Raw genomic sequence first — 25,851 nt, 5'->3', positions numbered from 1 at the left:
TCCCGCGCGGGCCGGCTGCCCGGCCGCGCGCGGTTCGGGTAAGGAAAGTTAGTCGATCAGCTTGCTGTATGCGTCGGCGTCGATCAGCTTGTCGGTCGATGCGCCGTCCGCGAGCTTGATCTTGAAGAGCCACACGCCGTACGCGTCGCTATTCACTTCTTCCGGCGAGTCGGCGGCTGCTTCGTTGATGGCGACGATCTCGCCCGATACCGGCGAGTAGATGTCGGAGGCGGCCTTCACCGATTCGACGACGCCGACGGCGTCGCCCGCGCTCACCGACTTGCCGACTTGCGGCAGTTCGAGGAAGACGATGTCGCCGAGCGTGCTCTGCGCGTGATCGGTGATGCCGACCGTCAGCGTGCCGTCGGCTTCGGTGCGGATCCACTCGTGTTCGTCGGTGTACTTCAGATCGGCCGGGACGTTGCTCATCGGATGCTCCTGGATAAAAGGTGTGTTCGTTATGCTGGCGCGCCGCCGGGGCGCGCCGGGGTGTGGTTGCGCCGGGCGCCATTTCCCGGCTTCACCGGGAGGCGGCCGTGCGGTTGCTTCCCGGTCGCTTCCTGGTCGTTACGCAGCGAGGACCTTGCCGTTGCGCACGAACGGCAGTTTTACCACGCGCGCGGGAAGTTGCTTGTCTCGAATCTGCACGTGCACGGTGTCGCCGACCTGGACGGCCGCTGGCACGCGCGCGAACGCGATCGATTCCTGCATCGACGGCGAGAACGTGCCGCTCGTGATCTCGCCTTCGCCGTGCGGCGTGACGACTTTCTGGTGCGCGCGCAGCACGCCGCCCGCCTTGCCGTTTTCCTTCTGCAGGATCAGGCCGACGAACGCGGCGCGCGAACCGTCGCGCTCGAGCGCGGCACGGCCGACGAATTCGCGCGGCGCCGACAGGTCGACCGTCCACGCGAGGCCCGCGTCGAGCGGCGACACGGTTTCGTCCATGTCCTGGCCATACAGGTTCATGCCGGCCTCGAGGCGCAGCGTGTCGCGCGCGCCGAGCCCGCACGGGCGCACGCCGTTTTGCTGCAGCGCGTTCCACAGCGCTTCGACGTGCACGGCCGGGACGATGATTTCGAAACCGTCTTCGCCGGTGTAGCCGGTGCGGGCAATGGTGAGATCGCCGAACGGCGTGCCGGCGACCTGCGCGGCGTTGAACGGCTTCAGTTCGCTGGTGGCGGCGCGCGCGGCGGGCACCGTGGTCCAGACCTTTTCACGGGCGTTCGGGCCCTGCACGGCGACGATCGCGAAATCGCGGCGCGGCGCGATGGTCAGCCCGAAGCCGCCTTGGTCGTTGAGCCGGTTGAACCACGCGATGTCCTTCTCGGCCGTGCCGGCGTTGACCACCACGCGGAAGAAGTCTTCGGTGAAGTAATAGACGATCAGGTCGTCGATGACGCCGCCTTCCGGATTGAGCAGGCACGAGTAGAGCGCCTTGCCGGGCGTCTTGAGCTTGCCGACGTTGTTCGCGATTGCGTGTTCGAAGAAGGCGCGCACGCGGCTGCCGGTGAAATCGACGACGCACATGTGCGATACGTCGAACATGCCGGCGTCGGTGCGCACGGCTTCGTGTTCTTCGATCTGCGAGCCGTAGTTGACGGGCATGTCCCAGCCGCCGAAGTCGACCATGCGGGCGTTGAGCGCGCGGTGCGCGGCGTTGAGCGGGGTGTGATTCAGTGCAGTCATCGAGGCCTCAGGCAAGGCGCTTGCGCGCGGGTCAGAACGGCCATGTGCCGACCGTCGCGGCCCTGCGGCCTGCGAAGCGATCCGGTACATGCCCCTCTGTCCTCGATACCTGAGAGATTGCGCTGCGGCGACGAGCCGGCGAACGCGCGCCCCTTCGGTGGGCAGCCTGCCCGCGCCGCGTGTGCGCAGCGGGCTACTGCCGCTCTCCAGAGTGCGGGGACTGCGGCCCGCGCAATGCGCGGACGGGAATCCCCGACGCGGTCGGTCCTTTTGCCTGAGAGTTTGCGGGTGTGCCCCTTCGGCGGCGCGACCGGCGTTGCAAACGCCACGCGGTCACGCGCTCTCCCGACGCGTGCGGGCGACTGTACGCGAGCGGGTGGGCATTGTCAATTTGGGCAAAAGAATGTCGCTTCGCGACAAGCGGCGGCAAGCGATGCCGCCGTTTTTCGGGCCTGAACCGGCGCGCTGCGGGCACCGGCACGGCCCGCACTTACTCGCCGATCGCGCGCGCGGCCGTGTCGAGTTCCTGGTTCAGCACGCGCTGCTCGTCGCCGGACAGGCCGCCGTTGTGCTGCGCGGACATGTCGTTCGCTTCCTGGCGGATCACGTCGAGGCGGTGGTGCAGTTGCGCGCCGTACGGCGGCGGATAGTAGCCGCCGTTCACGCGTGCGTCGATCCGGCGGTGCAGGTTGTCGATCCGCCCCTGGACCTCCTGCAAGCGGTCGTTGGCGACGACCTGAGGATTCGGCCGGGGCGGCGGCGCCTGCCGGGCCGGCCGCTGCGGCTGCACGACACAGGCCGCGAGCGAGGAAACCAGGACGCAGCATGCCGCCGCGCGAATCAACCGTTGCATCACATTCTCCTGACGGTTTGGTGTCGGATCGACTTTTCGAGAAACGCGTCAGACCGGACGAGCGCTGACTTTCGTTCCCGCACCATTTGTAACGGAATGTTCGGGCCCGCGCCGTCGCGGCGGCCGGCGCCGTGGGCGCAGCCGCGGCCGCGACGCACGGACAGGGCGGCCGCGCTGGACCGGCACCGATCCGGCGGGCGCCCGTCGAGCGTCAGACGGTGCGGCGCACGAACGGTACCCGGCGGCCTTCGTGCTCGCTCTGCGCGGCGAGCTCGATGATCGTCATCACGTCGACCGCGTCCTGCGGCGTGACCGGGAACGGCGCGCCGTCGTGGACCGACGCGGCGAGCGCGCGGTAGAACTCCGCGTACTGGCCGTCGAGCGTCGGCACCGGGCGTTCGACCTCGACCTCGCCGTCGAGCACGCGCAGCACGCCGGGCGGGTTGCCGCCGCCGAACTCGACGTGGTCGGGCGTGAGGCCGGCCTTCAACTGGTCTTCCTGCGTGTCGAGCCCGAATTTCTGATAGCTGCCGCGCGTGCCGTGCAGCGTGAAGCGCGCGGGCTCGATCGCCGACAGCGCGCTCGCGTGCAGCGCGACGTCCTTGTCCGGATAGCCGAGCAGCAGGTGCACGAGATCGGGCGCCGTGCCGTTGTCGCGGCGCGTCTTCACCGTGGCGCTGACCGTCTGCGGCAGCCCGAACAGCGCGAGCGCCTGGTCGATCAAGTGCGGGCCGAGGTCGAGCAGCAGGCCGCCGCCGCGTGCGGGCTCCTCGCGCCAGCGCGTGCGCGGGGTCGGGCGGAAGCGGTCGAAGTGCGACTCGAACCACGTGAGCCGGCCGAGCTCGCCGGATTCGACGATGCGGCGCACGGTGAGGAAGTCGCCGTCCCAGCGGCGATTGTGGAACGGCGCGAACAGGCGGCTGCGCGCGTTCGCGAGCCGCGCGAGCGCGAGCGCTTCGTCGGCGGTGAGCGTGACGGGCTTGTCGACGACGACGTGGCGGCCGGCCTCCAGCACCTGCCGCGCGAGCGCGAAGTGCGTGTCGTTCGGCGTGGCGATCACCACGCAGTCGATGTCGTCGAGGCCGAGCAGCGTGTCGAGATCCGGGACGATGCGCGCGCCCGGATACGCGGCGCGCGCGCGATCGGACTGACCCGTCGCGATCGCGGCGACCTCGGTGCGGCCGCTCGTGGCGATCACGGGCGCGTGGAACGTCGCGCCGGCGAAACCGAAACCCATCAAACCAATCCTGAGCAATGACGACATGGCAATCCTTGGCTGCGTACGAGTGGGCAAAGCGGCGCGGCCACGGGCCGCGCGGACGGCTATTGTGGCACGACCCCACGGGCGCGAGCGGGCGTTGGCCGAACGGACGACGAAACCGGGCGCCGACGCGCAGGATCCTTGTCCGAACGGCCAACATGACCGCGCCCGGCGCGCAAATCGGCCACAATGGACCATCCCGGCGCGGCGTCCCGCGCTGCCTGTTTGCTTCGTTACCGGATCGATACCATGGGATATCCGCTTGCCACCGCCGCCCTGGGCCCGCTGCTGTTCATGCAGGGGCGGCGCGTTCGCCGCGTCACGCCGCGGCTCGCCGAGGCGGCCGGCCCGCGCGAGGGCACGGCCGGCGCGGGTGCGCCGCTGCGTGTGCTGGTGCTGGGCGATTCGGCGGCGGCGGGCGTCGGTGTCGCGGCGCAGCGCGACGCGCTGGCGGGTCAGCTCGCCCGTGCGCTCGCGGCCTCGCACCGCGTGAGCTGGAAATTGCTGGCGCGCACCGGGCTGACCGCCGAGGCGCTCGTCGACTGGCTGGCGGCCGAACCGGCGCAGCCGTTCGATGCGGCCGTGACGTCGCTTGGCGTGAACGACGTGACGGACGGCGTGTCGCCGGCGCGCTGGCGTGCCGCGCAGGCGGCGCTCGTCGATCTGCTCGCCACGCGGTTCGGGGTCGCGCACGTGATCCTGTCTGCCGTGCCGCCGATCGAGCGCTTTCCGGCGCTGCCGCAGCCGCTGGCGTGGTATCTCGGCATGCGCGCGAAGCGGCTCAACGCGACACTGGCCGAGTGGGCCGCGACGCAGCCGCGCTGTACGTTCCTGCGCGTCGCGCTGCCGCTTGAGCCGCACCTGATGGCCGCGGACGGATTTCATCCCGGCGAGGCTGCGTGCGCGACGTGGGCCGCCCGGGCCGCCGGCGCGCTCAGGGAACGCCTGCGCGCGTGACGCGGCGCGCAGCGGCCGTCAGCGCGTGCGGTTCATCCGGATCACGCCGTCGGCGCCGGTCTCGAAGCTGACTTGCCGCGCGAACGCCGGATGTTGGGCGACGAGTTCGTCGCCCATCGCGAACCACGAGTAGCCGAGCGTCTTCAGGTAGTCGAGCAGCGCGGCGCGCTTTTCCGAGAACCATTCGAGGTTCCACGCCTCGAGCAGCAGCGGCGGAAAGCCGTGCCGTTCGAGAAACGCCGTCCCGCCTTTGAGCACGTCGAGTTCGAGGCCTTCGACGTCGATCTTGATCAGCGCCGGCGACTTCGGGAAGTTCAGCGTATCGAGCCGCGCGATCGGCACGTCGTTCGGTTGCTGGCTCGCGACAGTCTCGACCGAGTTGCGGCGCAGGTTGAACTGCTCGTCGAGCGAGAAGCCGCCGATGTTGATCGAGCGCGAATAGTCGATCGCGGGCAGCGGGACGACGCCGTCCTGGTTGCCGATCGCGACGTTGAACGCGTGCACGTTGTCGAGCCGGTTCAGGAACACGTTGCCGCACAGCTGGTAATAGACGATCCGCTGCGGTTCGAACGCGTAGACCATCCCGCCCTGCGCGGCGACGCTCTTCGCGACCGGTACCGCGTACGCGCCGAGGTTCGCGCCGATGTCGAGGATCAGCGGCGCTTCCTCGTTCGCGTAGAACATCTGGCTGATGGTCAGCAGCGACGCGTCCCAGGAACCGTTGTAATAGAGGTTCGCCGAAATCGCGTCGCGGGTCGCGAACAGCAGGTAATCGGCGTTGTCGGTCTTGACGAGGTTGACTCTGGGTAGCATGGCGCGAGGTGTCAGGGTTGTCGGGCGAAGCGGGGGGCGCGGCGCGCGTCAGCGCAGATAGTTCGACCACTTCTGGTGGGCGCGGTAGTACTGCTCCTCCGTCTCCGGCAGGCCCGTTTCCTTGTACCAGGGCACGTGCTTGCAGGTGTAGCGGCCCGCGAACCGGACGCCGCAGATATGCGCGTCGCGGCGGAAGTAGCGCTTGTTGTAGACGGCGAACGTCGTATCGATCGGCGCGTTGTAGATCGGGTCGCCGCCGGCCGTCTGGCCGATGGCGTGGCGCCAGAAGTTCGCTTCCCATTCGAGGATCGTGTAGGTCCTGTCGCCGTAGCCGACCTGCGTGTCCTTCATCAGCTCCGGTTGCGAGATGTCGAGCGCGAAGCCGGCCTTGCCGGTCTGGAACGCTTCGGTCGCGTCGATCAGCTCGAACAGGAATTCGGGCGGCAGCGCGTCGTTCAGTTCGAGGTCGGGGTCCGTGACGCAGAAGAGGTCCGGCAGCCGCGCGTAGTTCTCGTCCGACAGGAACAGCGCGCGCGGCCCCGCGTTGTGCTCGAGCCGCACGACGGTCGCGTCGTCCTGTACGGCTTCCAGGAACGCGAGCATGTCCGGTGCGCTCGACGCGTTGTCGACGATCACGATGTTGCGCAGCCCGCGCGCCTTCAACTGCTCCACCATCCGGCGCGAGTACGTCGGATTGTTGAAGGTCGGGATCAGCACGGGCACCGTGGCGACGAGGCCGCCCGCGAAATGCCGGAACTGGCGGCTGCCGGGCAGCGTCGCGCAGAGCGCCGCATTTGCCGGGAGCGGCGTCGCGATCTGCACCGGTGCCGGCGCGGCCTGCGTCACGTGCGCTTCGAGTTCGGCGAGATCCCGCTGCGTGTCGGCGTCGTCGGACATCAGCGCGGCGGCCTTGCGCATCGGCGCGAGTGCTTCCGCGTGACGTTCCTGCTGAATCAGCGTGACGGCGAGCGCCTTCCAGCCGAACCCGATGTCGGGCATCCATTCGGTCAGCTGGCTCGCGATGCTTTCCGCCTGCGCGAATTGCCGCTTGTCGAGCAGCGCCGCGAGCGTGTTCATGAATTCGGTGAGGACGGCTGCCAGTTCGTCGGCGGAGGCGGACGGCGCATCGGCCGCCGCGAGCTCGAGCGACAGCGCATCGATGCCGTGTTCGCGGGCCTGCGCGACCATCGAGCGTGCCGCGTCGGTCTGCTCGTCGCGGGTCAGCGCGTCGATGCACGCGATCCAGTAGCGTCGCTGCGACGGATCGCTCGCCACCGCCGCGCGAAAGTGCCGCAGTGCGGCGTCGCGCCGGTCGAGCTGTTCGAGCACCGTCGCGAGCCGGAGGTGCGTGTCGGCGTGTTCGGGATGCGCTTGCAGGATCTGGCGGTACGCCTGCTCCGCGTCCTGAAGCGATCCGGCGGCGTGAAGCGCGGCGGCGCGGGCCAGCTCGGCCTCGGAAACGGGAGCGGCGATGGCTGTGTCGTTCATGGCGGCGGAAGTCGATGACGGCGAATGAAGGGCGGCGGCGCGCGCAGGCGCCGACGTTTCGCGTATGGTGCCGGTTCGGCCGCGCGGCCATGGTTCAAACAGAGGGGAAATTTGCTGCCTGTTCCGATGTTCGCCGTGGGTGCGCCGGCGCGCGGGCAGCGCACGGATGCGGCGCGGGGCACCGGCGCCGGAAGACGCACCGCGGGGCACCGGCAAGGACGCACGGAAAAGGGGCGCGAAGCCCGGCCGCCGCGCGATCCGCCGCGCGGCGGCATCGTCCCGCGCCGGCCGCCGCCGGCGTGTTAACATGCGCGTCCTGCCCCGCGTATCCGCCTGCATCCCGGGCCTGCCGCGCGCGGCATCCTCCCGGCGTTCCGCCGTCAACCGCAACATCATCCGTCATCATGTCCGCAGGCCTCAACCCCGCTCAGAACGAAGCGGTGCGCTACCTCGACGGTCCCTGCCTCGTGCTCGCCGGCGCGGGCAGCGGCAAGACCCGCGTGATCACGCAGAAGATCGCGCACCTGATCGAAGCGAAAGGTTTCGAGCCGCGCCACATCGCGGCCGTCACGTTCACGAACAAGGCCGCCGCCGAAATGCGCGAGCGCGTGTCGAAGCTGCTCGAAGGCAAGACGCTCACCACGCCCGGCAAGGAAGGCCGCAAGGTGCCCGTCAACCAGCTCACCGTGTGCACGTTCCATTCGCTCGGCGTGCAGATCCTGCGCCAGGAGGCCGAGCACGTCGGCCTGAAGCCGCAGTTCTCGATCATGGATTCGGACGACTGCTTCGGGATGATCCAGGAGCAGATCGGCACCACCGACAAGGGCCTGATCCGCAAGATCCAGAGCATCATTTCGCTGTGGAAGAACGGCCTGATCATGCCCGAGGAGGCGATGACGATCGCGGCCAACGAGGACGAACACCAGGCGGCGCTCGTCTATCGCAACTACGTCGCGACGCTGCACGCGTACCAGGCCGTCGACTTCGACGATCTGATCCGGCTGCCGGCCGAGCTGTTCGCGAAGAACGAGCAGGTGCGCGACCGCTGGCAGAACAAGCTGCGCTACCTGCTGATCGACGAATACCAGGACACCAACGCGTGCCAGTACGAGCTGCTGAAGCTGCTCGCCGGCCCGCGCGCCGCGTTCACGGCCGTCGGCGACGACGACCAGGCGATCTACGGCTGGCGCGGCGCGACGCTCGAGAACCTCGCGCAGCTCGGCAAGGATTTTCCGAAGCTGCACGTGATCAAGCTCGAGCAGAACTACCGGTCGACGGTGCGGATCCTGACCGCCGCGAACAACGTGATCGCGAACAATCCGAAGCTGTTCGAGAAGAAGCTGTGGTCCGAGCACGGGATGGGCGACTCGATCACCGTCACGCCGTGCAACGACGAGGAGCATGAAGCCGAATCCGTGGTGTTCCGGCTGTCCGCGCACAAGTTCGAGCGGCGCGCGCAGTTCCGCGACTACGCGATCCTGTATCGCGGCAACTTCCAGGCGCGGATCTTCGAGCAGGTGCTGCGGCGCGAGCGGATCCCGTACGTGCTGTCCGGCGGGCAGTCGTTCTTCGACAAGGCCGAGATCAAGGATCTGTGCGCGTACCTGCGCCTGATCGCGAACGCCGACGACGATCCCGCCTTCATCCGCGCCGTCACGACGCCGCGCCGCGGGATCGGCAACACGACGCTCGAGGCGCTCGGCTCGTTCGCGGGCCAGGCGAAGGTGTCGCTGTTCGAGGCCGTCTACATGGGCGGGATCGAGGCGCGGCTGTCCGCGCGGCAGCTCGAGCCGCTCAGGATGTTCTGCGACTTCATCCAGCGCCTGACCGACCGCGCCGACAAGGAGCCCGCGACCGTCGTGCTCGACGACATGATGGAAGCCATCCACTACGAGGCCTACCTGTACGACGCGTTCGACGAGCGGCAGGCGCAGTCGAAGTGGCAGAACGTGCTCGAATTCCTCGAATGGCTGAAGCGCAAGGGCACCAAGCCGGAGACGGAAGCCGTCGACGGCGAGGCCGAAGGCTTCCACAACGCGGACGGGCTCGCGGACACCGGCAAGAACCTGCTCGGCCTGATTCAGACCGTCGCGCTGATGTCGATGCTCGAGGGCAAGGACGAGGATCCGGACGCCGTGCGGCTGTCGACCGTCCATGCGTCGAAGGGGCTCGAGTATCCGCACGTGTTCCTGGTCGGCGTCGAGGAGGGCATCATGCCGCACCGCGGCGGCAGCGAGGACGACGGCCCGATCGACAGCGAGCGGATCGAGGAAGAGCGCCGGCTGATGTACGTGGCGATCACGCGGGCGCAGCGCAGCCTGCATCTGAACTGGTGCAAGAAGCGCAAGCGGGCGCGCGAGACGGTCGTGTGCGAACCGTCTCGCTTCATCCCGGAGATGGGTCTCGACGATGCGCCGCCGCCGACGCCGGAGGAGGCGCCGATGTCGCCGAAGGACCGGCTCGCGAGCCTGAAGGCGCTGCTGCAGAAGTGAGCGGCGCGGCGGCTTCCGGCCCGGCGCCCGCTCCGGCAAAACGAAACCCCCGCGATGCGCTTGCATCGCGGGGGCTTTTTCTGGCGGGACGGCGTTGCCGTTACTTCGCCGCGTTGACCATGTAGTCGACGGCCGCCTTCACGTCGGCGTCGGACGCGTTCGACCCGCCCTTCGGCGGCATCGCGCCCTTGCCGTGCAGCGCGTAGTTGTAGACGGTGTCCATCGAGTCCTTCAGGCGCGGCGCCCAGTCCTCCTTGCTGCCGAACTTCGGCGCGCCGAGCACGCCGGCTGCGTGACACGCCTGGCACACCTGCGTGTACAGCGCCTTGCCGGCCGACGCGGCGTCGGCGCTCGTCGGCGCGGCCGCGGGCTTCTCGCCCGTCTTCGGAATCGCGGCGATCGCTGCGATCGCGGCGGCGGCCTGCGCGTTCGACGCGTCGGCGCCGGATGCGCCTGCTGCACCCGCTGCGCCGCTCGCTGCCTGCGCCGCATTGGCGGCCTGCGCGGCCGGTTCGGGGAAGTTCGCGCCGTCGTTGTTCGCCATGTAGACGATCGCACGCGCGATTTCATAGTCGCTGACGTCGTCGGGGCTCGTGCCGCCGCGCGGCGGCATCGCGCCCTTGCCCGACAGCGCCGTCTTCAGCAGCGTGTCGAAGCCCTGCGAGATGCGCGGCGCCCAGTCGTCCTTGTTGCCGAACTTCGGCGCGCCGGCAGCGCCCGTGCCGTGACAGGTCACGCATACGGCCTTGTAGACTTCCTCGCCGGTCTTGTACGTGCGCGGCGCGTTGGCGTCCTTTACTTCGACCTGTGCGATCGGCGCGATCCGCGCGGCGACCTGTTGGTCGGATAGCGCGTCGGTGCCAGCGCCGGAACGGAACGCATGATTGGCATAGGTGGCAAACAGGACGATCAGTGCGATCGGGATCGCGAACGACGCGATGATGACGGCAATCAGCTGCCCGGGAGTTTTGACGGGAGATTCGTGGGGTGCTTCGCTCATGCTTGCCTCGTCTCCGTGAATAGGAATTGTGAGCGCGGTGCAACGGCAAAATGGCAGTCCAATGAAGCACGGACGATTATAGACGGAACGTTTACATCACGGCGAGCGGTGCGAAGGCGCGTGTTTACCCGCACAAATGAGGGCCGGACGCCGATTCGGCCGGCAAGGTGGACGCGTCATGGGAAACCGGGTATCCTTGCCGTCTTGCCAATGGTGGGCGGCCGGTTTATCGGGGTCGTTTCACTGTCACAGGCGCCCGTAGCTCAATGGATAGAGTACTGCCCTCCGAAGGCAGGGGTTGCTGGTTCGATCCCAGCCGGGCGCGCCAAATGGCCTGATTCCAGGCATCGTTTTTCCCGATCCGTTTTCCCGTTTCCCCGAATTCGCTGAAGCGTCGCGCACGCGCGTGATGTCGTCCGGCAGCCGTCACTGCGGAAAGCGACGTGTTCAACGCGTTCAGCATCAACTCACCGGCCACCGCGCGCGCCGGCGAACCCGAGACCCGGATCGACCGGCTACCCTCTGCCAAGCCCCCTTGTCGCCCCGCGGCGCCGACGCCCCATCCCGCGATGCGACGAATTACGGGCGTTTTGCTCGACTGATCGGCCGTTCGAAACCTCGTCGACGTCGCGACAATATCCGCCAGTTTCCTGCCGTCGGCGCCGCAGCGCCGGCCTGTCCGCGGCCGCCTTTCATGCGACCCGACGCACGCGCCCGCTGGCGCGGGCCGCGTCCGTTGCATGCCGGAAGTGCCGGCCGGGCATCGACCGGGGCAGTTTCCCCGGGCGGCCGGTTCGTCATTCACGCGTATAGCGGACCCAGCGGATCCAGCGGAAGCCCGGCCCATGAACGAACACCTCCTCGAACGCGGACCCGCAGCCGACAGCCCGTCGCGCCACGACACGCCGGCCGACGCGTTGCTGGCCACCGCGCTCGAGCATTACGACGCGGGCCGGCTCGACGCCGCCGCGCGTCTGTGCGGGCAAGCGCTGCAGCGCGAGCCTGGCTGCGCGGAGGCGCTGCACGTTCACGGACTGGTCGCGTTTCGCCGCGGCAACTTCGACGAGGCGGTGGCGGCGATCGCGGACGCGATCCGGCGCGACCCGCACGCGCGCTACTACTACAACCTCGGCACCGTGATGGCCGCGCACAACCGGCCCGCGGCGGCGGCCGAATGCTTCCGGCACGCGCTGGCGCTGCGACCGGACGATGCGGACGCGTACAACAATCTCGGCAACGCATTGCGGGCACTGAAGGACTGCGAAGGCGCGGTGGACGCGCTGGGCACCGCAATCCGGCTGCGGCCGGACCATGCGCAGGCGTACAACAACCTCGCGAACGCGATGCTCGATGCGGGCGAACTGGAGGCCGCGCTCGAAGGCTACCGGGCCGCGATCGCCTTGCGGCCGGACATCCTCGAGCCTCACGACAACCTGCTGTTCGCGCTGAACTACAGCGCCGCCGCGCCGCACGTCCATTTCGATGCAGCGCGGGCGTACGGTGCGCAGGCGGCCGCGCGCGCCGTGCCGTACCGGTCGTGGCTGACGGCCGACGGCGTGCGGCCGCTGCGGGTCGGCATCGTATCGGGCGACCTCAAGCATCACCCGATCGGCTATTTCCTCGAAAGCGTGCTGCGCGCAACCGACCGCACGCGCGTCGTGTTCGTCGCGTATCCGACCCGCGACGTCGAGGACGAACTGACGCAGCGGCTGCGCCCGCTGTTCGCAAGCTGGACGAGCATCGCCGCGCTGGGCGACGAGGCCGCGGCGCGGCGGATCCGCGACGATGCGATCGACATCCTGGTCGACGCGGCCGGCCACACGATCTTCAACCGGCTGGCGCTGTTCGCGTGGAAACCTGCGCCGGTGCAGGTCGCGTGGATCGGCTATGTCGCGACGACCGGGCTCGATGCGATCGATTACGTGCTCGGCGACCGTCACGTGCTGCCGCCCGGCGAGGAAGCGCATTTCGTCGAGCGGCCGTGGCGGCTGCCGGACAGCTACCTGTGCTACACGCCGCCGCGCGACGCGATCGTGCCGGGCCCGCTGCCGCAACTGGCCGATGGCGCGGTGACGTTCGGCTATTTCGGCAAGCTCGGGAAGATCAGCGACGCGGTGGTGCGCGTCTGGTCGAAGGTGCTCGCGGCGGTGCCCCGAGCGCGGCTGCTGCTCAAGGCGAGCGAGCTGGCCGGCGCGTACGCGGTGCGCCGCACGCGCGAGCGGTTCGCGCAGCACGGCATCGACCCGGCGCGGCTGCTGCTCGAGCCGAACGCGCCGCGCGGCGAATACCTGGCGTCGTACCGCCGCGTCGACATGATGTTGAGCCCGTTCCCGTACTCGGGCGGCACGACGACCGCCGATGCATTGTGGATGGGCGTGCCGGTGCTCGGGATCCGCGGCGACCGGTTCGTCACGCACATCTGCGAAAGCCTGCTGCAGACGGTCGGACTGGCCGACTGGGTCGCGCGCGACGAAGACGACTACGTGGCAAGAGCCGCGGCCTTCGCGACCGATCCGGCGCACCTGCGGCTGCTGCGCTCGGGCCTGCGCATGCAGCTGATCGCATCGCCGCTGTGCAACGCGCCGCGCTTCGCGCGGCATCTCGAGGACGCGTTTCACGGGATGTGGGCCGCGCGCGCGGGTCAGGCGGCGGCATCGCCCGCGCGAACGACCGACTGATCGACCGGGGCGCGCGAACGACGAAACGACGACATGCAACAGACCACCGACATACTCGGCGCCGCACTGGCGCATCATCAGGCAGGGCGGCTCGGCGACGCGAGGGCGGCTTACGAGCAGCTGCTCGCCCGTGAGCCCGCGCATCCGGACGCGCTGCATTTCCTCGGGCTGCTGACTTGCCAGAGCGGGCAGCCGGACGAAGGCATCGCGCTGATGCGGCGCTCGATCGAAGCGTATCCGAGCGCGATCTATCACAACAACCTGGGCAATGCGCTGCGCGAGCGCGGCCGGCTCGACGATGCGATCGCGCAGTACCGCGAAGCGGTCGCGCGGCAGCCGGACTACGCGGACGCGCACAACAACCTGGGCGACGCATTGCGCGAAGCGCGGCAGCTCGATGCGTCGATGCAGCACTGCGCGCAGGCGATCGCGCTGCGTCCGGACTATGCGCAGGCGTACAACAACCTGGGCAACGCGCTGAAGGATCTCGGGCAGCCGGATGCGGCGGTGCTCGCGTACGGCAAGGCGATCGAACACGCGCCGGGCTACGCGGACGCGTACAACAACCTCGGCAACGTGCTGACGACGCAGCGCAAGTTCGACGCGGCGGTGGACAGCTACCGCGCGGCCGCCGCGCTGGACCCGTCCAACCCGATCGTGCACGGCAATCTCGGCGCCGCGCTGCTCGCGCGCGGCGATCGCGACGCGGCGATCGCGGCGTTGCACCGTCGCGTCGAACTGGCACCCGCCGATGCGCAGGCGCGTGTCGATCTCGGCGGCGCGCTGCGTGACGCGGGCCGCAGCGACGCGGCGATCGAGCAGTTCGAGCGGGCGGCGGCATTGTCGCCGCTGCGCGCGGACGCGCACGCCGGTCTCGCCGACGTGCTGTACCGCCAGCGGCAGACGGCGCGCGCGGCCGAATGCATGACGCGCGCGCTCGAACTGACGCCGCGTCACGGGCCCGGCTACCGGATGCTCGGCGACATGTACCACGATCTGGGCAAGTACGACGCGTCCGTCATGTGCTATGAGACCGCGATCGAGCTCGATCCGAACGACATCGACGCGCATCATCGCTGCGCGATCGTGCTGCTGAAGCAAAACCGTCCGGACGACGCGCTGCCGCATGCGCGTGCGGCGCTCGCACTGAACGAGCGCGCGGCGCCCGCGCACATGACGCTCGGCGACGTGCTCGGCATGCTCGGCGATGTGGACGGCGAATTCGCGCATTACCGCCGCGCGGTCGAACTCGACGTGACGAATGCGACCCTGCACGACCGGCTGATCTTCGCGCTGGCCACGCATCCGTCGCTCGACCAGACGGAAACGCGGCGGGCCGCACGGCGTTTCGGCGCGTACGTCGAAGCGCATGCGCGGCCGTTCGCGCACGCCGGCTCGCGGCGAGCGGCTGACCGGCTGCGCATCGGCTGGGTGTCGGGCGACCTGGTCACGCATCCGGTCGGCATTTTCCTCGAAGGCGTGCTCGAGCATCTCGACCGGCACCGGTTCGAGCTGATCGCGTATCCGACCTCGGCGGTCGAAGACGAGACGACCGCGCGCCTGAAGCCGCACTTCGCGGCGTGGCATCCGCTCGTCGACCTGTCGGACGAACAGGCCGCGCAGTGTATCCGCGCGGACGGCATCGACATCCTCGTCGACCTGTCGGGCCACACGGCGCAAAACCGGCTCGGCGTATTCGCGTGGAAGCCCGCGCCGGTGCAGGTCACGTGGATCGGCTTCTTCGCGTCGACGGGGCTGCGTGCGATCGATTACGTGCTGGGTGACCGCCACGTGCTGCCGCCCGGCGAGGAAGCGCATTTCGTCGAGCGGCCGTGGCGGCTGCCGGACAGCTACCTGTGCTTCACGCCGCCGCACCCGGCGCTCGACGTCGGCCCGCTGCCGCAACACGAGAACGGCGCGATGACGTTCGGCTATTTCGGCAAGCTCGGCAAGATGAACGATGCGGTCGTGCGCGTGTGGTCGCGCGTGCTCGCCGCGGTGCCGGGCGCGCGGCTGTTCCTGAAGGCCGGCGAGCTCGACAGTGCGCATGCGGTGCGCCGCACGGCCGAGCGGTTCGCGCGGCACGGGATCGACGCCGGCCGGCTGACGATGGAAGGCCGCTCGCCGCGCGGCGAATACCTGACTGCGTATCGCCGCGTCGACATGATGCTGAGCCCGTTTCCGTACCCGGGCGGCACGACGACGGCGGAGTCGCTGTGGATGGGCGTGCCGGTGCTCGGGATGAAAGGCGAGCGCTTCGTCACGCACATCTGCGAGAGCGTGCTGCATACGGCCGGCCTCGGCGACTGGATCGCGCGCGACGAAGACGACTACGTCGCGAAGGCCGTGGCCGGCGCGGCCGATCCGCAACGGCTCGGCGCGCTGAGGCAGACGCTGCGCGCACAAGTGCTCGCGTCGCCGCTGTGCGATGCGCGGCGCTTCGCGACCCATCTCGGGGACGCGTTTCACGGAATGTGGATGGACGGCACGAACGCCGGCGCCGACGAGCGGGCCGCCGCGGGCGACGAATGGAATTGAGCCGCGCGGCAACGGCGGCGCGCGAACGACGAAACGACGACATGCAACAGACCACCGACATACTCGGCGCCGCACTGGCGCATCATCAGGCGGGGCGGCTCGGCGACGCGAGGGCGGCCTACGAGCAGCTGCTCGCCCGTGAACCCGCGCATCCGGACGCGCTGCATTTCCTCGGGCTGCTGACTTGCCAGAGCGGGCAGCCGGACGAAGGCATCGCGCTGATGCGGCGCTCGATCGAAGCGTATCCGAGCGCGATCTATCACAACAACCTGGGCAATGCGCTGCGCGAGCGCGGCCGGCTCGACGATGCGATCGCGCAGTACCGCGAAGCGGTCGCGCGGCAGCCGGACTACGCGGACGCGCACAACAACCTGGGCGACGCATTGCGCGAAGCGCGGCAGCTCGATGCGTCGATGCAGCACTGCGCGCAGGCGATCGCGCTGCGGCCGGACTATGCGCAGGCGTACAACAACCTGGGCAACGCGCTGAAGGATCTCGGGCAGCCGGATGCGGCGGTGCTCGCGTACGGCAAGGCGATCGAACACGCGCCGGGCTACGCGGACGCGTACAACAACCTCGGCAACGTGCTGACGACGCAGCGCAAGTTCGACGCGGCGGTGGACAGCTACCGCGCGGCCGTCGCGCTGAATCCGGGCCGCGCGATCGTGCACGGCAATCTCGGCACCGCGCTGCTTGCGCGCGGCGACCTCGACGAAGCCATCGCGACGCTGCGCCGGGCCGTCGAACTCGATCCGCTGGATCCGCAGGTTCACAACTGTCTCGGCAGCGCGCTGCGTGACGCGGGCCGGAACGACGAGGCGATCGTGCATTTCGAGCGCGTGATCGAGCTGTCCGGCGGCGACGTCGACGCGCACCTGAACCTGAGCCGCGCGCTGAAGAGCGAGAACCGGATCGAGGAATCCGTCGAGGCCGGCAAGCGCGCCATCGAGCTGGATCCGCGCCGGGCCGAAGGCTATGTGAACCTGGCCCACGCGTATTACTGGCTGGATCGCGTCGACGACGCGATCGTGCAGTACCGGCGCGCGCTCGAGTTCGATCCGGATTCGGCGGACATCCACCAGAACCTGTCGATCGCGCTGGTGCAGGCGCGGCGCGTTCACGAGGCGCTCGAGAGCGCACGCACGGCCCTCGAGCTGGACCCGGGCACGGCGCGCCGGCATGCGCACCTCGCGGACGTGCTGCGCAAGACCGGCGACGTCGACGCCGCGATCGCGTGCTATCGCCGCGCGCTGGCGTGCGATCCCGACAATCCCGGAACCTACACGTCGCTGCTGTTCTGCCTCGCGGGCCAGACCGATTTCGACCCGCAAGCGTATCTGGCCGACGCGCGCGCGTTCGGCGAGCGCATGTCGATGCATGCGCGGCCGTGGCAGCATCGGCCGGCGCCGCTGAACGGGCGCAAGCTGCGCGTCGGCTTCGTGTCGGGCGATTTCCGGCGGCACCCGGTCGGCATCTTTCTCGAAAGCGTCGTCGCGCATCTCGACCGGACGCGGCTCGAACTGGTCGCGTTCACGACCTTCGACACCGAGGACGACTACACCGCGCGGCTGAAGCCGCATTTCGACGGCTGGCACCGCATCACGGATCTCGGCACGGAGCAGACGGCCACGCGCATCCACGACGAGCGGATCGACGTGCTCGTCGACCTGGCCGGCCATACGGCGCATAACCGCCTGCCTGCGTTCGCATGGAAGCCGGCGCCGATCCAGGTGAGCTGGCTCGGCTTCTTTGCGTCGACCGGCATCGCGGAGATGGACTATTTCCTCGGCGATGCGCACGTGCTGCCGCCCGGCGAGGAAGCGCATTTCGTCGAGCGGCCATGGCGGCTGCCGGACAGCTACCTGTGCTTCACGCCGCCGCCGCACGACGTGCAGGTCGGACCGTTGCCGATGCTGCGCAACGGGCACATCACGTTCGGCTGCTTCGGCAAGCTCGTGAAGGTGACCGACGACGTGGTGCGCGTATGGTCGCGCCTGTTGCACACCGTGCCGGACGCGAAGCTGCTGCTCAAGGCATACGAGCTCGCGGTCACCGACATCTGCGACGCGACGCGGGCGCGCTTTGCCGCGCACGGTATCGGCGCCGACCGGCTGATCCTGGAGCCGGGCTCGACGCGCGACGCCTATTTCGCGACGTACAACCGCGCCGACGTGATGCTGAGCCCGTTCCCGTACCCGGGCGGCACGACGACGGCCGAATCGCTGTGGATGGGCGTGCCGGTGCTCGGGATGAAGGGCGAGCGGTTCGTCACGCACATCTGCGAGAGCCTGTTGCATGCGGCCGGCCTCGGCGACTGGATCGCGCGCGACGAAGCCGACTACATCGCGAAGGCCGTCGCGTTCTCCCGCGATCGCGGCGAACTCGCGGCGATGCGTGCCGGACTGCGCCAGCAGATGCAGCGCTCGCCGCTCGGCGACGCGAAGCGCTTCGCGCGCCATCTCGAGAACGCGTTCCACGAGATGTGGGATGCGTGGCTCGCCGGCGATCGGGGCGACGCACGGACTCGGTGACGGCGGCGGGCCGCAGCCGGCGGCCGGCGTCGTGCGGCCGCCCCAAAAAAAGAAGCCGCATCGCTGCGGCTCTTCGAGGGGAGCGCCCTGGCGGGCGTCGTTGTTGTTGTCGTGGTATGTCGCCGTATCAGCCCATCATTCCGGTCGACTGATAGCGCGATGCGGCGTCGATGCGCTGCAGCGCGAGCCGGTGATTCGTCATCAGCCGCTCGCGGCCGGCTTTCGCGCGTTCGGTGATGTCCGCGTCGAGCCGCTGGATCTCGCGAACGATCGCGAGCGCTTGCGGCGTCTGGTTCGCGTCGAGCGACATCAGCAGCGCGGCGCGCTCGTTCACGAGCGTGGCGGCGTGCTCCCATGCGTCGTGCGAGACGGCGTCCGCGAGCGCATGGGTGAGCGCCAGCGCGCGGGTCAGCGAAGAATGTTCCATGGCGAGAGCTCCGGATGGGCAGCGGCCGGGGGCCGGTCCGTCACTTGTTGGTGGCGAGCGTGCCGGCGCTGTTCGAACCGCCGAACAGCTGCGTCAGGTACTGCTGGTTGTTCTGCATCTGCGTCATCAGCGTGTTGAGCGCGGTGAACTGCGCGTTGTACTGGGCCGTGAGCGCGGTCTGGTAGTTCTGCAGCTGCGTCGCCTGATCCTGCAGGTTGGACAGGTCCTTGTTCAGCGACGCCGTGCGCTGATCGATCAGGCCGCCCGTCGCCGAATACGAATTCGTGAAGTTGTTCAGCGTGACGCCGACACCGTTCGTCGAGTTGAAGAGCGCGGAGACGGCCGAGCTGTTGGTCGTGAGCGCGGTCTGCAGCTTCGTGCTGTCGACCGTCAGCGTGCCGTCGGTGTTCAGGTTGATGCCGATCGACGACAGGCTGTAGGTCTTGCCGCCCGTCGTGACGCCGCTGCTGAGCGCGGTCGCGAGGCCGTTCGTGATCGAGTTCAGCATCGCGTCGCCGAGCAGCGGGCCGGCCGTCGAACCCGACGACGTGGTCGTGTACGACGACAGGCTCGACGCCGTCGTGACGAAGCTCGAGTACGCCTTCGCGAAATTGTTGATCGCCGTCGTGATGCCGGTCGTGTCCTGCGCGATCGTGAGCGTCTGCGTCGTGTTGACCGCGGCCGCGCTCAGGTTCAGCGTGACGCCGGTCATCGCGTTGGAGATCTGGTTCGTCGCGCTCGTCACGGTGCTGCCGGCGATCGTGATGTTCGCGTCCGCGGCGGGCGTCACCGTGGTGTACGCCGACTGGGTCGAGTCGAGCTTGCTGTTCAGGCCCGCGCCGGCGGTGATCGACACCGTGTTCGCGGCGCCCGTGCTGTTCGACGAGATGACCAGGTGCTGGCCGTCGGACGCATTGATCACCGTGGCCGTCACGCCCGGGTTGTTCGATGCCTTGTTGATGTTCGCGGCGATCGTCGCGAGCGTGTCGGTCGACGAGACCGACACCTGCATCGAACCGCTGCCGACGCCGACCGTCAACGTGCCGCTGCCGATCGTGTCGGACGACGTGATCGCCGGCGACGAGATCGAGTTGGCGGTCGCGACCGCGTTGACCTTCACCGTGTACGTGCCGGCCGCCGCGCCGCTCGCGGTGGTGGCGGTGAGGCCGGAGCCGCTGGCCGTCGCGGTCAGTGCCGACAGCGTCGTGCCGTCGGTGAGGCCCTGCAGCGCCGTTTGCAGCGCCGCGAGCTGCGACTTGATCTGCCCGATCGCGGACAGTTCGGTGTTGTCGGAGGTCTGCTTGTTCGTGAGCGCGACCGATTGCGCGGTGGTTTTCGCGGTGACGAGCGCGGAGACGAGCGAATTGACGTCGAGCGACGACTTCGTCGAGCCGCTGATGATGGACTGCGCGGCCTGCTGGAGCGCGGTATTCAGGTCGCTGGTGGACGTGGTGGTGGTGGTCGTCGAGGTCATTCGGGGGCTCCGGTCTGCGTGCCCGGACAGGGTCGGGCGAAGCGCGCGTCGGTGTCGAACAAGCGCGCAACGGGAGGCGAGCCTCCCGGATGCGCGATGAAGGGGCGCGGGCGCCGGACCGAGGTCGCGGCGCCCGTGCCGGCGGACGGCGCGTCGCGAGACGCGCGCCGCCGGTGGCGGGTATTAACCCAGCAGCTTCAGGACCTGCTGCGGCAGCGAGTTCGCCTGTGCCAGCACCGAGATGCCTGCCTGCTGCAGCACTTGCGCCTTGCTCAGGTTCGCCGTTTCCGTCGCGAAGTCCGCGTCGGTGATCTGCGAACGGGCTGCCGACATGTTGGTCGACTGCGTCTGCGTGTTCGTGATCGCCGACTGGAACGTGTTCTGCGTTGCGCCGAGCGTTGCCTGGAACGTGTTGACCTTCGTCAGCACTGCGTCGATCGAGCCCATCGCTGCCTGCGAATCCGACACGCTCGACACCGTCAGCGCGCTGATGCCCAGGTTGTTCGAGTCCCAGCTCTGCGAGCCGAAGTTCGCTGCGATCGTCTGGCCGTTGACCGCGCCGATCTGGAAGCTGACCGTGCCCAGGCCTTGCAGCACCGACTGGCCGTTGAACGTCGTTTGCGTCGCGACGCGCGAGATTTCCGTCAGACGGGTCGACACTTCCGACTGCAGGTTTGCACGTGCGTTGGAGTCGAGCGAACCGTCGCCGGCTTCGACTGCCAGCTGGCGGATACGCTGCAGGTTGTCGACGATCGACTGGAGCGCGCCGGCCGTGGTCTGCACCATCGAGATGCCGTTGTTGGCGTTCGACACGCCCTGGTTCAGCGCGTTGATTGCGGCGGTCTGGGTCGTCGCGATCGCGAGGCCGGCTGCATCGTCTGCCGCGCTGTTCACGCGCTTGCCCGACGACAGGCGGTTGATCGCTTGCGACAGCGCGTTCTGCGAGCCCGACAGGTTCGTCTGCGTCGACAGCGAAAGGATGTTGGTGTTGATGTTCAGCATTTGCTTCCTCGTTTTGGAAAATGCCTGAGTACAGACAGGATCAGGTTCGTTTTCGGCGTTGCGCTTTATCGCGAGTGGCGCTGCCCGCCTTTCCTGGTTGACGGCGGCACCCGGCGAAAACTTTAGAGGGATGTTCGAGGAAATTCGGGACTGAAGGGGCGGGTTCGCGCGAAGTCCGCGCCGGACAAGGCCGGCCGCGATTTCGGGCGGTGCCCGCGACGGCCTCGTCGGGCATCGTTCGCGTCCGGCCTGCGCAGGACGGCGGCGCGGGACCGACAAAAGGATAGTTTTGTCTGTGATTTCCTGATATGATGGCGGGCTGAATTGAGATTTTCTGTCAGGCCTATGCCGTTACGGCATTCCTGCTGGCAGTCAAACGCGGCGCTGCACGCGGCTTGTGAAGCGTACTCGCGGTGCTTTCCGCCTCTCTTTTCCGGCCTCCGAGGCCGTATTTCCGCTCGTTTCGCCTGTTGTGGGAACGCCCGGATGGCCGGTGCGTGGCGCTTGGCCGCTACGTTTTTGACCGTTTAAGCAATTTAGGAACGACATGACGACGATTCTTCTGAAAGAAAACGAGCCGTTCGAAGTGGCGATTCGCCGCTTTCGCCGTGCTATCGAAAAAAATGGCCTGATCGCTGAACTGCGCGAACGCCAGTCCTACGAAAAGCCGACCGCAGTCCGCAAGCGCAAGAAGGCAGCAGCCGTCAAGCGCCTGCACAAGCGTCTGCGCAGCCAGATGCTGCCGAAGAAGCTCCACTAAGAGCGTCTGACGGTTCGCCGCGAAACGGCGGAGTGTGCTTCGAAAGAAGCCGCTCCGCCGTTTTGCTTTTCCGGGCCGGAAAAACGGCTTTCGTGGCGTTCGGCTATGGTGTGTCGGGCTTTGACGGCAGGTGGCGCGCGCGCAAGGGCCCAATCGTCAGGACCGGCGGCGGCGCTCTCTGCCGGCGCCGGCCGGTTCGCCCGGGCACCGGCTTTCGGCGCGCCGCCCGGTTCGCTCAGAAGTCGATCTTCGCGCTCACGCTCACCGTGCGCGGATCGCCCGGCTTCACGTAGTCCGCGTACTGGTATTCCCAGTAGCGGCGGTTCAGCACGTTGTCGACCGACGCGCGCAGCGTCACGTCGTGGCGGCCGACTCGCGTCAGGTAGCGTGCGCCGGCATTGACGACCAGGAAGCCAGGTGCATCGAGTCCGCCGGCCGCGCGCAGCGGCGTCGCGCCGGTGAACTTCGCGTCGACGCCGAGCGTCAGCCCGGGCACGCCCGGCACCGCATAGCCGACGTCGCCCGCGAGCACGAAGCGCGGTGCGCCCGCGACGCGGTTGCCGTTGTTGCCGGTCCCTTTCGCGTACCACGCGTCGAGCAGCATCGCGTCGAAGCCCGCGTTCCAGCGCGCGCCGAGTTTCGCGCGCGCGCCGAACTCGACCCCCTGGATCACCGACTCGCCGTCCTGCACGTAGACGTTCGCGGCATTCGCATATTCGGCGCTGCGCTCGATGCGGAACAGCGCGGCCGTCGCGCTCCAGCGCGCGTGCTCGCTCTTGATTCCCAGTTCGTACTGCCTGCTGCGCAGCGGCTTCAACATCTGGCCCGCATTCGCGTAAATGTCGTTCACGCGGCTGCCGGGCTCGAGCGATTCGGCGTAGCTGGCGTAAGCGGTCGTGGCGGGCGCGAGCTTGAACATCACGGCGAACGTCGGCGTCACGACGCCTTTCTGGCTGTAGCCGGGATCCTCGGCGCCGCTCGGCTCGAACGAGCGTTGCGCGTAATTCATATAACGCACGCCGGCAAGCACCGACCAGCGCCGGGTGAGCTGCACGGTGTCGCTCGCGAACAGCGACTTCTGCACGATTTCGCTCGTGCGGTACTGGACGAAGCCGTGCGGGCTGTCGTAGCGGTACGGGTTCGGCGCGTAGAGGTTGCCGGTGCCGAGCGGCACGAACACGCTGTTCGCCGAATAGTCGTTCGCCTGCTTCTGCCACGCCGCGCCGAGCACGATCTGGTGGCTGAACGGCCCCGTGCGGACCTTGCCTTCGACCATCGCGCGCCACTGGCTGAAGCGGTGATCCTCCATCCCGACGTAGCGGCTGTCCGAATAGTTGCCGGCCGCATCTGCCAGCGTCAGCGTGCTCTCGTTGCGGCGGCGCGTCGCCTTGCTGTAGCTGTACGCGACGTCGAGCTGCCAGTCGGGCGCCAGCTGGTACTGCAGCCCGGCCGTGTAGAGCTGCAGGTTCGTGTTCAGATACTGGTCCTTGCCGCCGAGGTTCGTCGTGCCGCCGCTGATCGTCGCCGGCAGCGCGCCGCCCGGGTAGCTGCCGGTGAAGATCGACGGCGTCTGGCCGGTCGTGCGGCGATCCTGGTACAGCGCGCCGAACGTCACCGACAGATTGCGCGTCAGGTTCGCCTGCAGCGCGAGCGACACCGCATCGCGGCGGATGTTGCCGTCGTTGTAGGTCTTGCCTTCCTCATGCGTCGCGTTCAGCCGCGCGCCGAACATGCCGTTCGGCCCGAAGCGCTGTCCGACGTCGACGTGCTCGGTCCAGACGTTCGTGCTGCGATAGCCGACGTCGACGCTGCGCACCGACTCCGCGCCGGGCTGCTTCGTCACGTAGTTGACCACGCCGCCCGGTGTCACGAAGCCGTACAGGAAACCGCCGAGCCCCTTCAGCAACTCGACGCGCTCGAGCTGCTCGTACGGCATCGTGATCCCGTACGTGACGAACGGCAGTCCGTCGATCTTGTAGCCGTTCTGCCAGTCGAGCTGCATGCCGCGCACGGTCATGTAGCTCGCCCATGCGCTGTACGCGCCGCTGTTGTCGGACACCGACGCATCGTTCGCGAACACGTCGCCGAGCTTGTACGGCTGGCGCGCCTCGAGCTCCTCGGACGTGACGATGGTCGTCGAGAACGGTGTGTCGAGCTGCCGCCGCGTGCCGAGCGCGCCGGCCGAGATGTCGTCGGTCAGGTGCTGCGGCGAATCGTGTGCGGCCGTGATGTTGAGGGCCGGCAGCGTGGCGGCGTCGCCCGGTGAATCGTCGGCGTGCGCGAGCGACGCGGCGAAGCAGGCGAGGGCCGCGGCCAGACGGCGCGGGCGTACGGGAGGGCTGGCGAGGCGGACGGTCATGGCGGCGGATTAAAAATGCAAGTAAGAATCATTCGCATTGCGTTAAAATGTCGCGCATCGTATCAAAACCCGCGGAACACGCAACAATTCCATGCCGCACACAAGGACTTCCGCCCGTGCTTCGCCACGGCGGGACGGCCGTCGTGCGGCGCTGACCTTCCATGACCTGCATCCCGTCGATCCGGGGCCGCCGTGTGTGCCGGCCCGCTTTCCCCGCGCGGAGCGCGCAATGAATGCGCTGTTGCGACCGCTGCTCGTCCGTCTGCATCGCTGGTTCGGCCTGGCCATCGCGTTGTTCCTGTTCGTCGCGGGGCTGACCGGCGCACTGATCGCGTGGGACCACGAGCTCGATGCTGCGTTGAATCCGGATTTTTACGTCGCGCATGGCGACGGTGCCCCGCTGGCGCCGCTCGAACTTGCGGCGCGTATCGAGGCCGCCGACCCGCGCGTGCAGGTGACCTACCTGCCGCTTGCGGTCGAGCCGGGGCACACGCTGCAGGCAGGCGTGATGCCGCGCACCGATGCGGCGACCGGCCATACGCCCGTGCTCGATTTCAACCAGATCGCCGTCGATCCCGCGACGGGCACCGTGCAGGGGCGCCGCGAATGGGGCGCGCTGTCGCTCGCGCGGCTCGAGCTGATGCCGTTCATCTACCGGCTGCACTACTCGTTGTTCCTGCCCGCGTATGGCGGGATCAATTTCGGCTTCTGGGTGATGGGCATGGTCGGCATCGTGTGGGCGATCGACTGCCTGGTCGCGCTCGTGCTCGCGTTTCCGAACCCGAAAAGCTGGCGCAAGTCGTTCGCGTTCCGCGTGCGGCGCGGCGGCTACCCGCTCGTGTTCGACCTGCATCGCTCGGGTGGCGTGTGGGTGTGGGGGCTGTTGCTCGTCGTTGCAGTTACATCGATCTCGATGAACCTTGCCGTGCCGGTCGTGCGGCCGCTGGTGGCGCTGGTTTCGCCGCTGGCCGAGACGCCGTACACGAATCCGGAGCATTTCCCGCCGGCGCCGCCGGGCAGCCGCGTGCTGCCGCGCGAGCAGATCGTCGCGCTCGCGCGCGCGGCCGGACGCGAGGCCGGGATTGCCCCGCCGCCCGGCGCGCTGCTGTTCGCGCCGGCGATGAACGTGTATGCGGTCGGGTTCTTCACGCCGGGCAACGATCACGGCGACGTCGGGCTCGGCAACGCGTGGCTCTACTGGGATGCGGTGACGGGCAAGCCTGTCGCCGCGCAGGTGCCGGGTCGCGGCTCCGCGGGCGACCTGTTCATGCAGGCGCAGTTTCCGCTGCACTCGGGGCGGATCGCCGGCATCGCGGGCCGTATCGCGGTGAGCGCGCTCGGTATCGTCATCGCGATGCTCAGCGTGACGGGCATCTGCATCTGGGTGAAGAAGCGCAGCGCGCGCGTGCGGGCCGCGCGCGGCGTGCGGACGGCGGCGCCGGCATCGTCACGGGCGGCGCGCTGATGTGAAGGCGTGCTGACTTGCGACACTCACGCATGGACGCACGGTGGTCCGATGGCGCACAGCTGCG

The 25,851-nt window shown here is 68.6% G+C and carries 18 protein-coding genes, 1 tRNA gene and 2 riboswitches; of the genes, 8 read left to right on the top strand and 11 right to left on the bottom strand.

Going from position 1 to position 25,851, the window contains the following annotated elements; all coding sequences use genetic code 11:
- Positions 1-48 precede the first annotated feature (48 nt).
- From gcvH to Q3A80_RS16095, 4 genes are all read right to left on the bottom strand, one after another.
- Positions 49-429: a glycine cleavage system protein GcvH gene (gene gcvH, locus Q3A80_RS16110; protein WP_446329953.1), complete on the bottom strand. Its 381-nt coding sequence runs from the start codon at positions 427-429 to the stop codon at positions 49-51.
- A 138-nt stretch (positions 430-567) separates the two neighbouring features.
- Positions 568-1,686 (bottom strand): glycine cleavage system aminomethyltransferase GcvT, encoded by a 1,119-nt coding sequence (gene gcvT, locus Q3A80_RS16105; protein WP_446329952.1) that lies wholly within the window; start codon positions 1,684-1,686, stop codon positions 568-570.
- 86 nt (positions 1,687-1,772) lie between these two features.
- A riboswitch (glycine riboswitch) is annotated at positions 1,773-1,906 on the bottom strand.
- A gap of 32 nt (positions 1,907-1,938) precedes the next feature.
- A riboswitch (glycine riboswitch) is annotated at positions 1,939-2,044 on the bottom strand.
- Positions 2,045-2,176: 132 nt separating this feature from the next.
- Positions 2,177-2,539, bottom strand: a complete 363-nt coding sequence (locus Q3A80_RS16100; RefSeq protein WP_040142834.1) for a hypothetical protein — start codon at positions 2,537-2,539, stop codon at positions 2,177-2,179.
- 211 nt (positions 2,540-2,750) lie between these two features.
- The gene (locus Q3A80_RS16095; RefSeq protein ID WP_446329951.1) at positions 2,751-3,803 is read right to left on the bottom strand and encodes an oxidoreductase; all 1,053 of its coding nucleotides are present in this window, start codon (positions 3,801-3,803) and stop codon (positions 2,751-2,753) included.
- A 246-nt stretch (positions 3,804-4,049) separates the two neighbouring features.
- Between Q3A80_RS16095 and Q3A80_RS16090 the strand changes: the two genes are divergently transcribed.
- Positions 4,050-4,757: an SGNH/GDSL hydrolase family protein gene (locus tag Q3A80_RS16090; RefSeq protein ID WP_446329950.1), complete on the top strand. Its 708-nt coding sequence runs from the start codon at positions 4,050-4,052 to the stop codon at positions 4,755-4,757.
- An 18-nt stretch (positions 4,758-4,775) separates the two neighbouring features.
- Here Q3A80_RS16090 and Q3A80_RS16085 read toward each other — a convergent pair whose 3' ends face one another.
- Positions 4,776-5,570 carry an FkbM family methyltransferase gene (locus Q3A80_RS16085; RefSeq protein WP_446329949.1) on the bottom strand — a complete coding sequence of 265 codons (795 nt, stop codon included), beginning with the start codon at positions 5,568-5,570 and terminating at the stop codon, positions 4,776-4,778.
- 48 nt (positions 5,571-5,618) lie between these two features.
- On the bottom strand, positions 5,619-7,058 hold the full coding sequence (locus Q3A80_RS16080; RefSeq protein ID WP_446329948.1) for a tetratricopeptide repeat protein: 1,440 nt from the start codon (positions 7,056-7,058) through the stop codon (positions 5,619-5,621).
- A gap of 404 nt (positions 7,059-7,462) precedes the next feature.
- Between Q3A80_RS16080 and Q3A80_RS16075 the strand changes: the two genes are divergently transcribed.
- On the top strand, positions 7,463-9,550 hold the full coding sequence (locus tag Q3A80_RS16075; RefSeq protein WP_446329947.1) for a UvrD-helicase domain-containing protein: 2,088 nt from the start codon (positions 7,463-7,465) through the stop codon (positions 9,548-9,550).
- A gap of 100 nt (positions 9,551-9,650) precedes the next feature.
- On the opposite strand, the gene Q3A80_RS16070 is transcribed toward Q3A80_RS16075, so the two are convergent.
- Positions 9,651-10,550: a c-type cytochrome gene (locus Q3A80_RS16070; protein WP_446329946.1), complete on the bottom strand. Its 900-nt coding sequence runs from the start codon at positions 10,548-10,550 to the stop codon at positions 9,651-9,653.
- A 252-nt stretch (positions 10,551-10,802) separates the two neighbouring features.
- On the opposite strand from Q3A80_RS16070, the gene Q3A80_RS16065 reads away from it, so the two are divergent.
- From Q3A80_RS16065 to Q3A80_RS16050, 4 genes are all read left to right on the top strand, one after another.
- Positions 10,803-10,878 (top strand) — tRNA-Arg (locus Q3A80_RS16065).
- 517 nt (positions 10,879-11,395) lie between these two features.
- Positions 11,396-13,228 (top strand): O-linked N-acetylglucosamine transferase, SPINDLY family protein, encoded by a 1,833-nt coding sequence (locus Q3A80_RS16060; RefSeq protein WP_446329945.1) that lies wholly within the window; start codon positions 11,396-11,398, stop codon positions 13,226-13,228.
- Between the two features lie 33 nt (positions 13,229-13,261).
- Positions 13,262-15,766, top strand: a complete 2,505-nt coding sequence (locus Q3A80_RS16055) for a tetratricopeptide repeat protein (protein ID WP_446329944.1) — start codon at positions 13,262-13,264, stop codon at positions 15,764-15,766.
- Positions 15,767-15,807: 41 nt separating this feature from the next.
- Positions 15,808-18,297: a tetratricopeptide repeat protein gene (locus Q3A80_RS16050; protein WP_446329943.1), complete on the top strand. Its 2,490-nt coding sequence runs from the start codon at positions 15,808-15,810 to the stop codon at positions 18,295-18,297.
- Between the two features lie 127 nt (positions 18,298-18,424).
- On the opposite strand, the gene Q3A80_RS16045 is transcribed toward Q3A80_RS16050, so the two are convergent.
- The 3 genes from Q3A80_RS16045 to Q3A80_RS16035 form a co-directional block, all read right to left on the bottom strand.
- Complete coding sequence (locus Q3A80_RS16045) at positions 18,425-18,724, bottom strand: flagellar protein FliT (protein WP_446329942.1); 300 nt, start codon at positions 18,722-18,724, stop codon at positions 18,425-18,427.
- 40 nt (positions 18,725-18,764) lie between these two features.
- On the bottom strand, positions 18,765-20,198 hold the full coding sequence (gene fliD, locus Q3A80_RS16040; protein WP_446329941.1) for a flagellar filament capping protein FliD: 1,434 nt from the start codon (positions 20,196-20,198) through the stop codon (positions 18,765-18,767).
- A gap of 183 nt (positions 20,199-20,381) precedes the next feature.
- Entirely contained in the window at positions 20,382-21,200 is an 819-nt protein-coding gene (locus Q3A80_RS16035; RefSeq protein ID WP_446329940.1) for a flagellin domain-containing protein, read from the bottom strand.
- Between the two features lie 547 nt (positions 21,201-21,747).
- Between Q3A80_RS16035 and rpsU the strand changes: the two genes are divergently transcribed.
- Positions 21,748-21,960 carry a 30S ribosomal protein S21 gene (gene rpsU / locus Q3A80_RS16030; RefSeq protein WP_006401410.1) on the top strand — a complete coding sequence of 71 codons (213 nt, stop codon included), beginning with the start codon at positions 21,748-21,750 and terminating at the stop codon, positions 21,958-21,960.
- 235 nt (positions 21,961-22,195) lie between these two features.
- Here the strand turns inward: rpsU and Q3A80_RS16025 are convergent, their stop codons facing one another.
- Complete coding sequence (locus tag Q3A80_RS16025) at positions 22,196-24,319, bottom strand: TonB-dependent siderophore receptor (protein WP_446329939.1); 2,124 nt, start codon at positions 24,317-24,319, stop codon at positions 22,196-22,198.
- 229 nt (positions 24,320-24,548) lie between these two features.
- On the opposite strand from Q3A80_RS16025, the gene Q3A80_RS16020 reads away from it, so the two are divergent.
- Entirely contained in the window at positions 24,549-25,784 is a 1,236-nt protein-coding gene (locus Q3A80_RS16020; RefSeq protein WP_446329938.1) for a PepSY-associated TM helix domain-containing protein, read from the top strand.
- Positions 25,785-25,851: the final 67 nt, after the last annotated feature.

Source organism: Burkholderia sp. SR8 (assembly GCF_052851275.1).
Note: the sequence above shows the minus strand (reverse complement) of the source record. Positions and strands in the feature narration are given on the sequence as shown.

What these genes read in the sequence shown, in the direction of transcription:
- gcvH (WP_446329953.1), bottom strand. Translation starts at nt 429, where the DNA reads ATGAGCAACGTCCCGGCCGATCTGAAGTACACCGACGAACACGAGTGG.
- gcvT (WP_446329952.1), bottom strand. Translation starts at nt 1,686, where the DNA reads ATGACTGCACTGAATCACACCCCGCTCAACGCCGCGCACCGCGCGCTC.
- Q3A80_RS16100 (WP_040142834.1), bottom strand. Translation starts at nt 2,539, where the DNA reads ATGCAACGGTTGATTCGCGCGGCGGCATGCTGCGTCCTGGTTTCCTCG.
- Q3A80_RS16095 (WP_446329951.1), bottom strand. Translation starts at nt 3,803, where the DNA reads ATGTCGTCATTGCTCAGGATTGGTTTGATGGGTTTCGGTTTCGCCGGC.
- Q3A80_RS16090 (WP_446329950.1), top strand. Translation starts at nt 4,050, where the DNA reads ATGGGATATCCGCTTGCCACCGCCGCCCTGGGCCCGCTGCTGTTCATG.
- Q3A80_RS16085 (WP_446329949.1), bottom strand. Translation starts at nt 5,570, where the DNA reads ATGCTACCCAGAGTCAACCTCGTCAAGACCGACAACGCCGATTACCTG.
- Q3A80_RS16080 (WP_446329948.1), bottom strand. Translation starts at nt 7,058, where the DNA reads ATGAACGACACAGCCATCGCCGCTCCCGTTTCCGAGGCCGAGCTGGCC.
- Q3A80_RS16075 (WP_446329947.1), top strand. Translation starts at nt 7,463, where the DNA reads ATGTCCGCAGGCCTCAACCCCGCTCAGAACGAAGCGGTGCGCTACCTC.
- Q3A80_RS16070 (WP_446329946.1), bottom strand. Translation starts at nt 10,550, where the DNA reads ATGAGCGAAGCACCCCACGAATCTCCCGTCAAAACTCCCGGGCAGCTG.
- Q3A80_RS16060 (WP_446329945.1), top strand. Translation starts at nt 11,396, where the DNA reads ATGAACGAACACCTCCTCGAACGCGGACCCGCAGCCGACAGCCCGTCG.
- Q3A80_RS16055 (WP_446329944.1), top strand. Translation starts at nt 13,262, where the DNA reads ATGCAACAGACCACCGACATACTCGGCGCCGCACTGGCGCATCATCAG.
- Q3A80_RS16050 (WP_446329943.1), top strand. Translation starts at nt 15,808, where the DNA reads ATGCAACAGACCACCGACATACTCGGCGCCGCACTGGCGCATCATCAG.
- Q3A80_RS16045 (WP_446329942.1), bottom strand. Translation starts at nt 18,724, where the DNA reads ATGGAACATTCTTCGCTGACCCGCGCGCTGGCGCTCACCCATGCGCTC.
- fliD (WP_446329941.1), bottom strand. Translation starts at nt 20,198, where the DNA reads ATGACCTCGACGACCACCACCACCACGTCCACCAGCGACCTGAATACC.
- Q3A80_RS16035 (WP_446329940.1), bottom strand. Translation starts at nt 21,200, where the DNA reads ATGCTGAACATCAACACCAACATCCTTTCGCTGTCGACGCAGACGAAC.
- rpsU (WP_006401410.1), top strand. Translation starts at nt 21,748, where the DNA reads ATGACGACGATTCTTCTGAAAGAAAACGAGCCGTTCGAAGTGGCGATT.
- Q3A80_RS16025 (WP_446329939.1), bottom strand. Translation starts at nt 24,319, where the DNA reads ATGACCGTCCGCCTCGCCAGCCCTCCCGTACGCCCGCGCCGTCTGGCC.
- Q3A80_RS16020 (WP_446329938.1), top strand. Translation starts at nt 24,549, where the DNA reads ATGAATGCGCTGTTGCGACCGCTGCTCGTCCGTCTGCATCGCTGGTTC.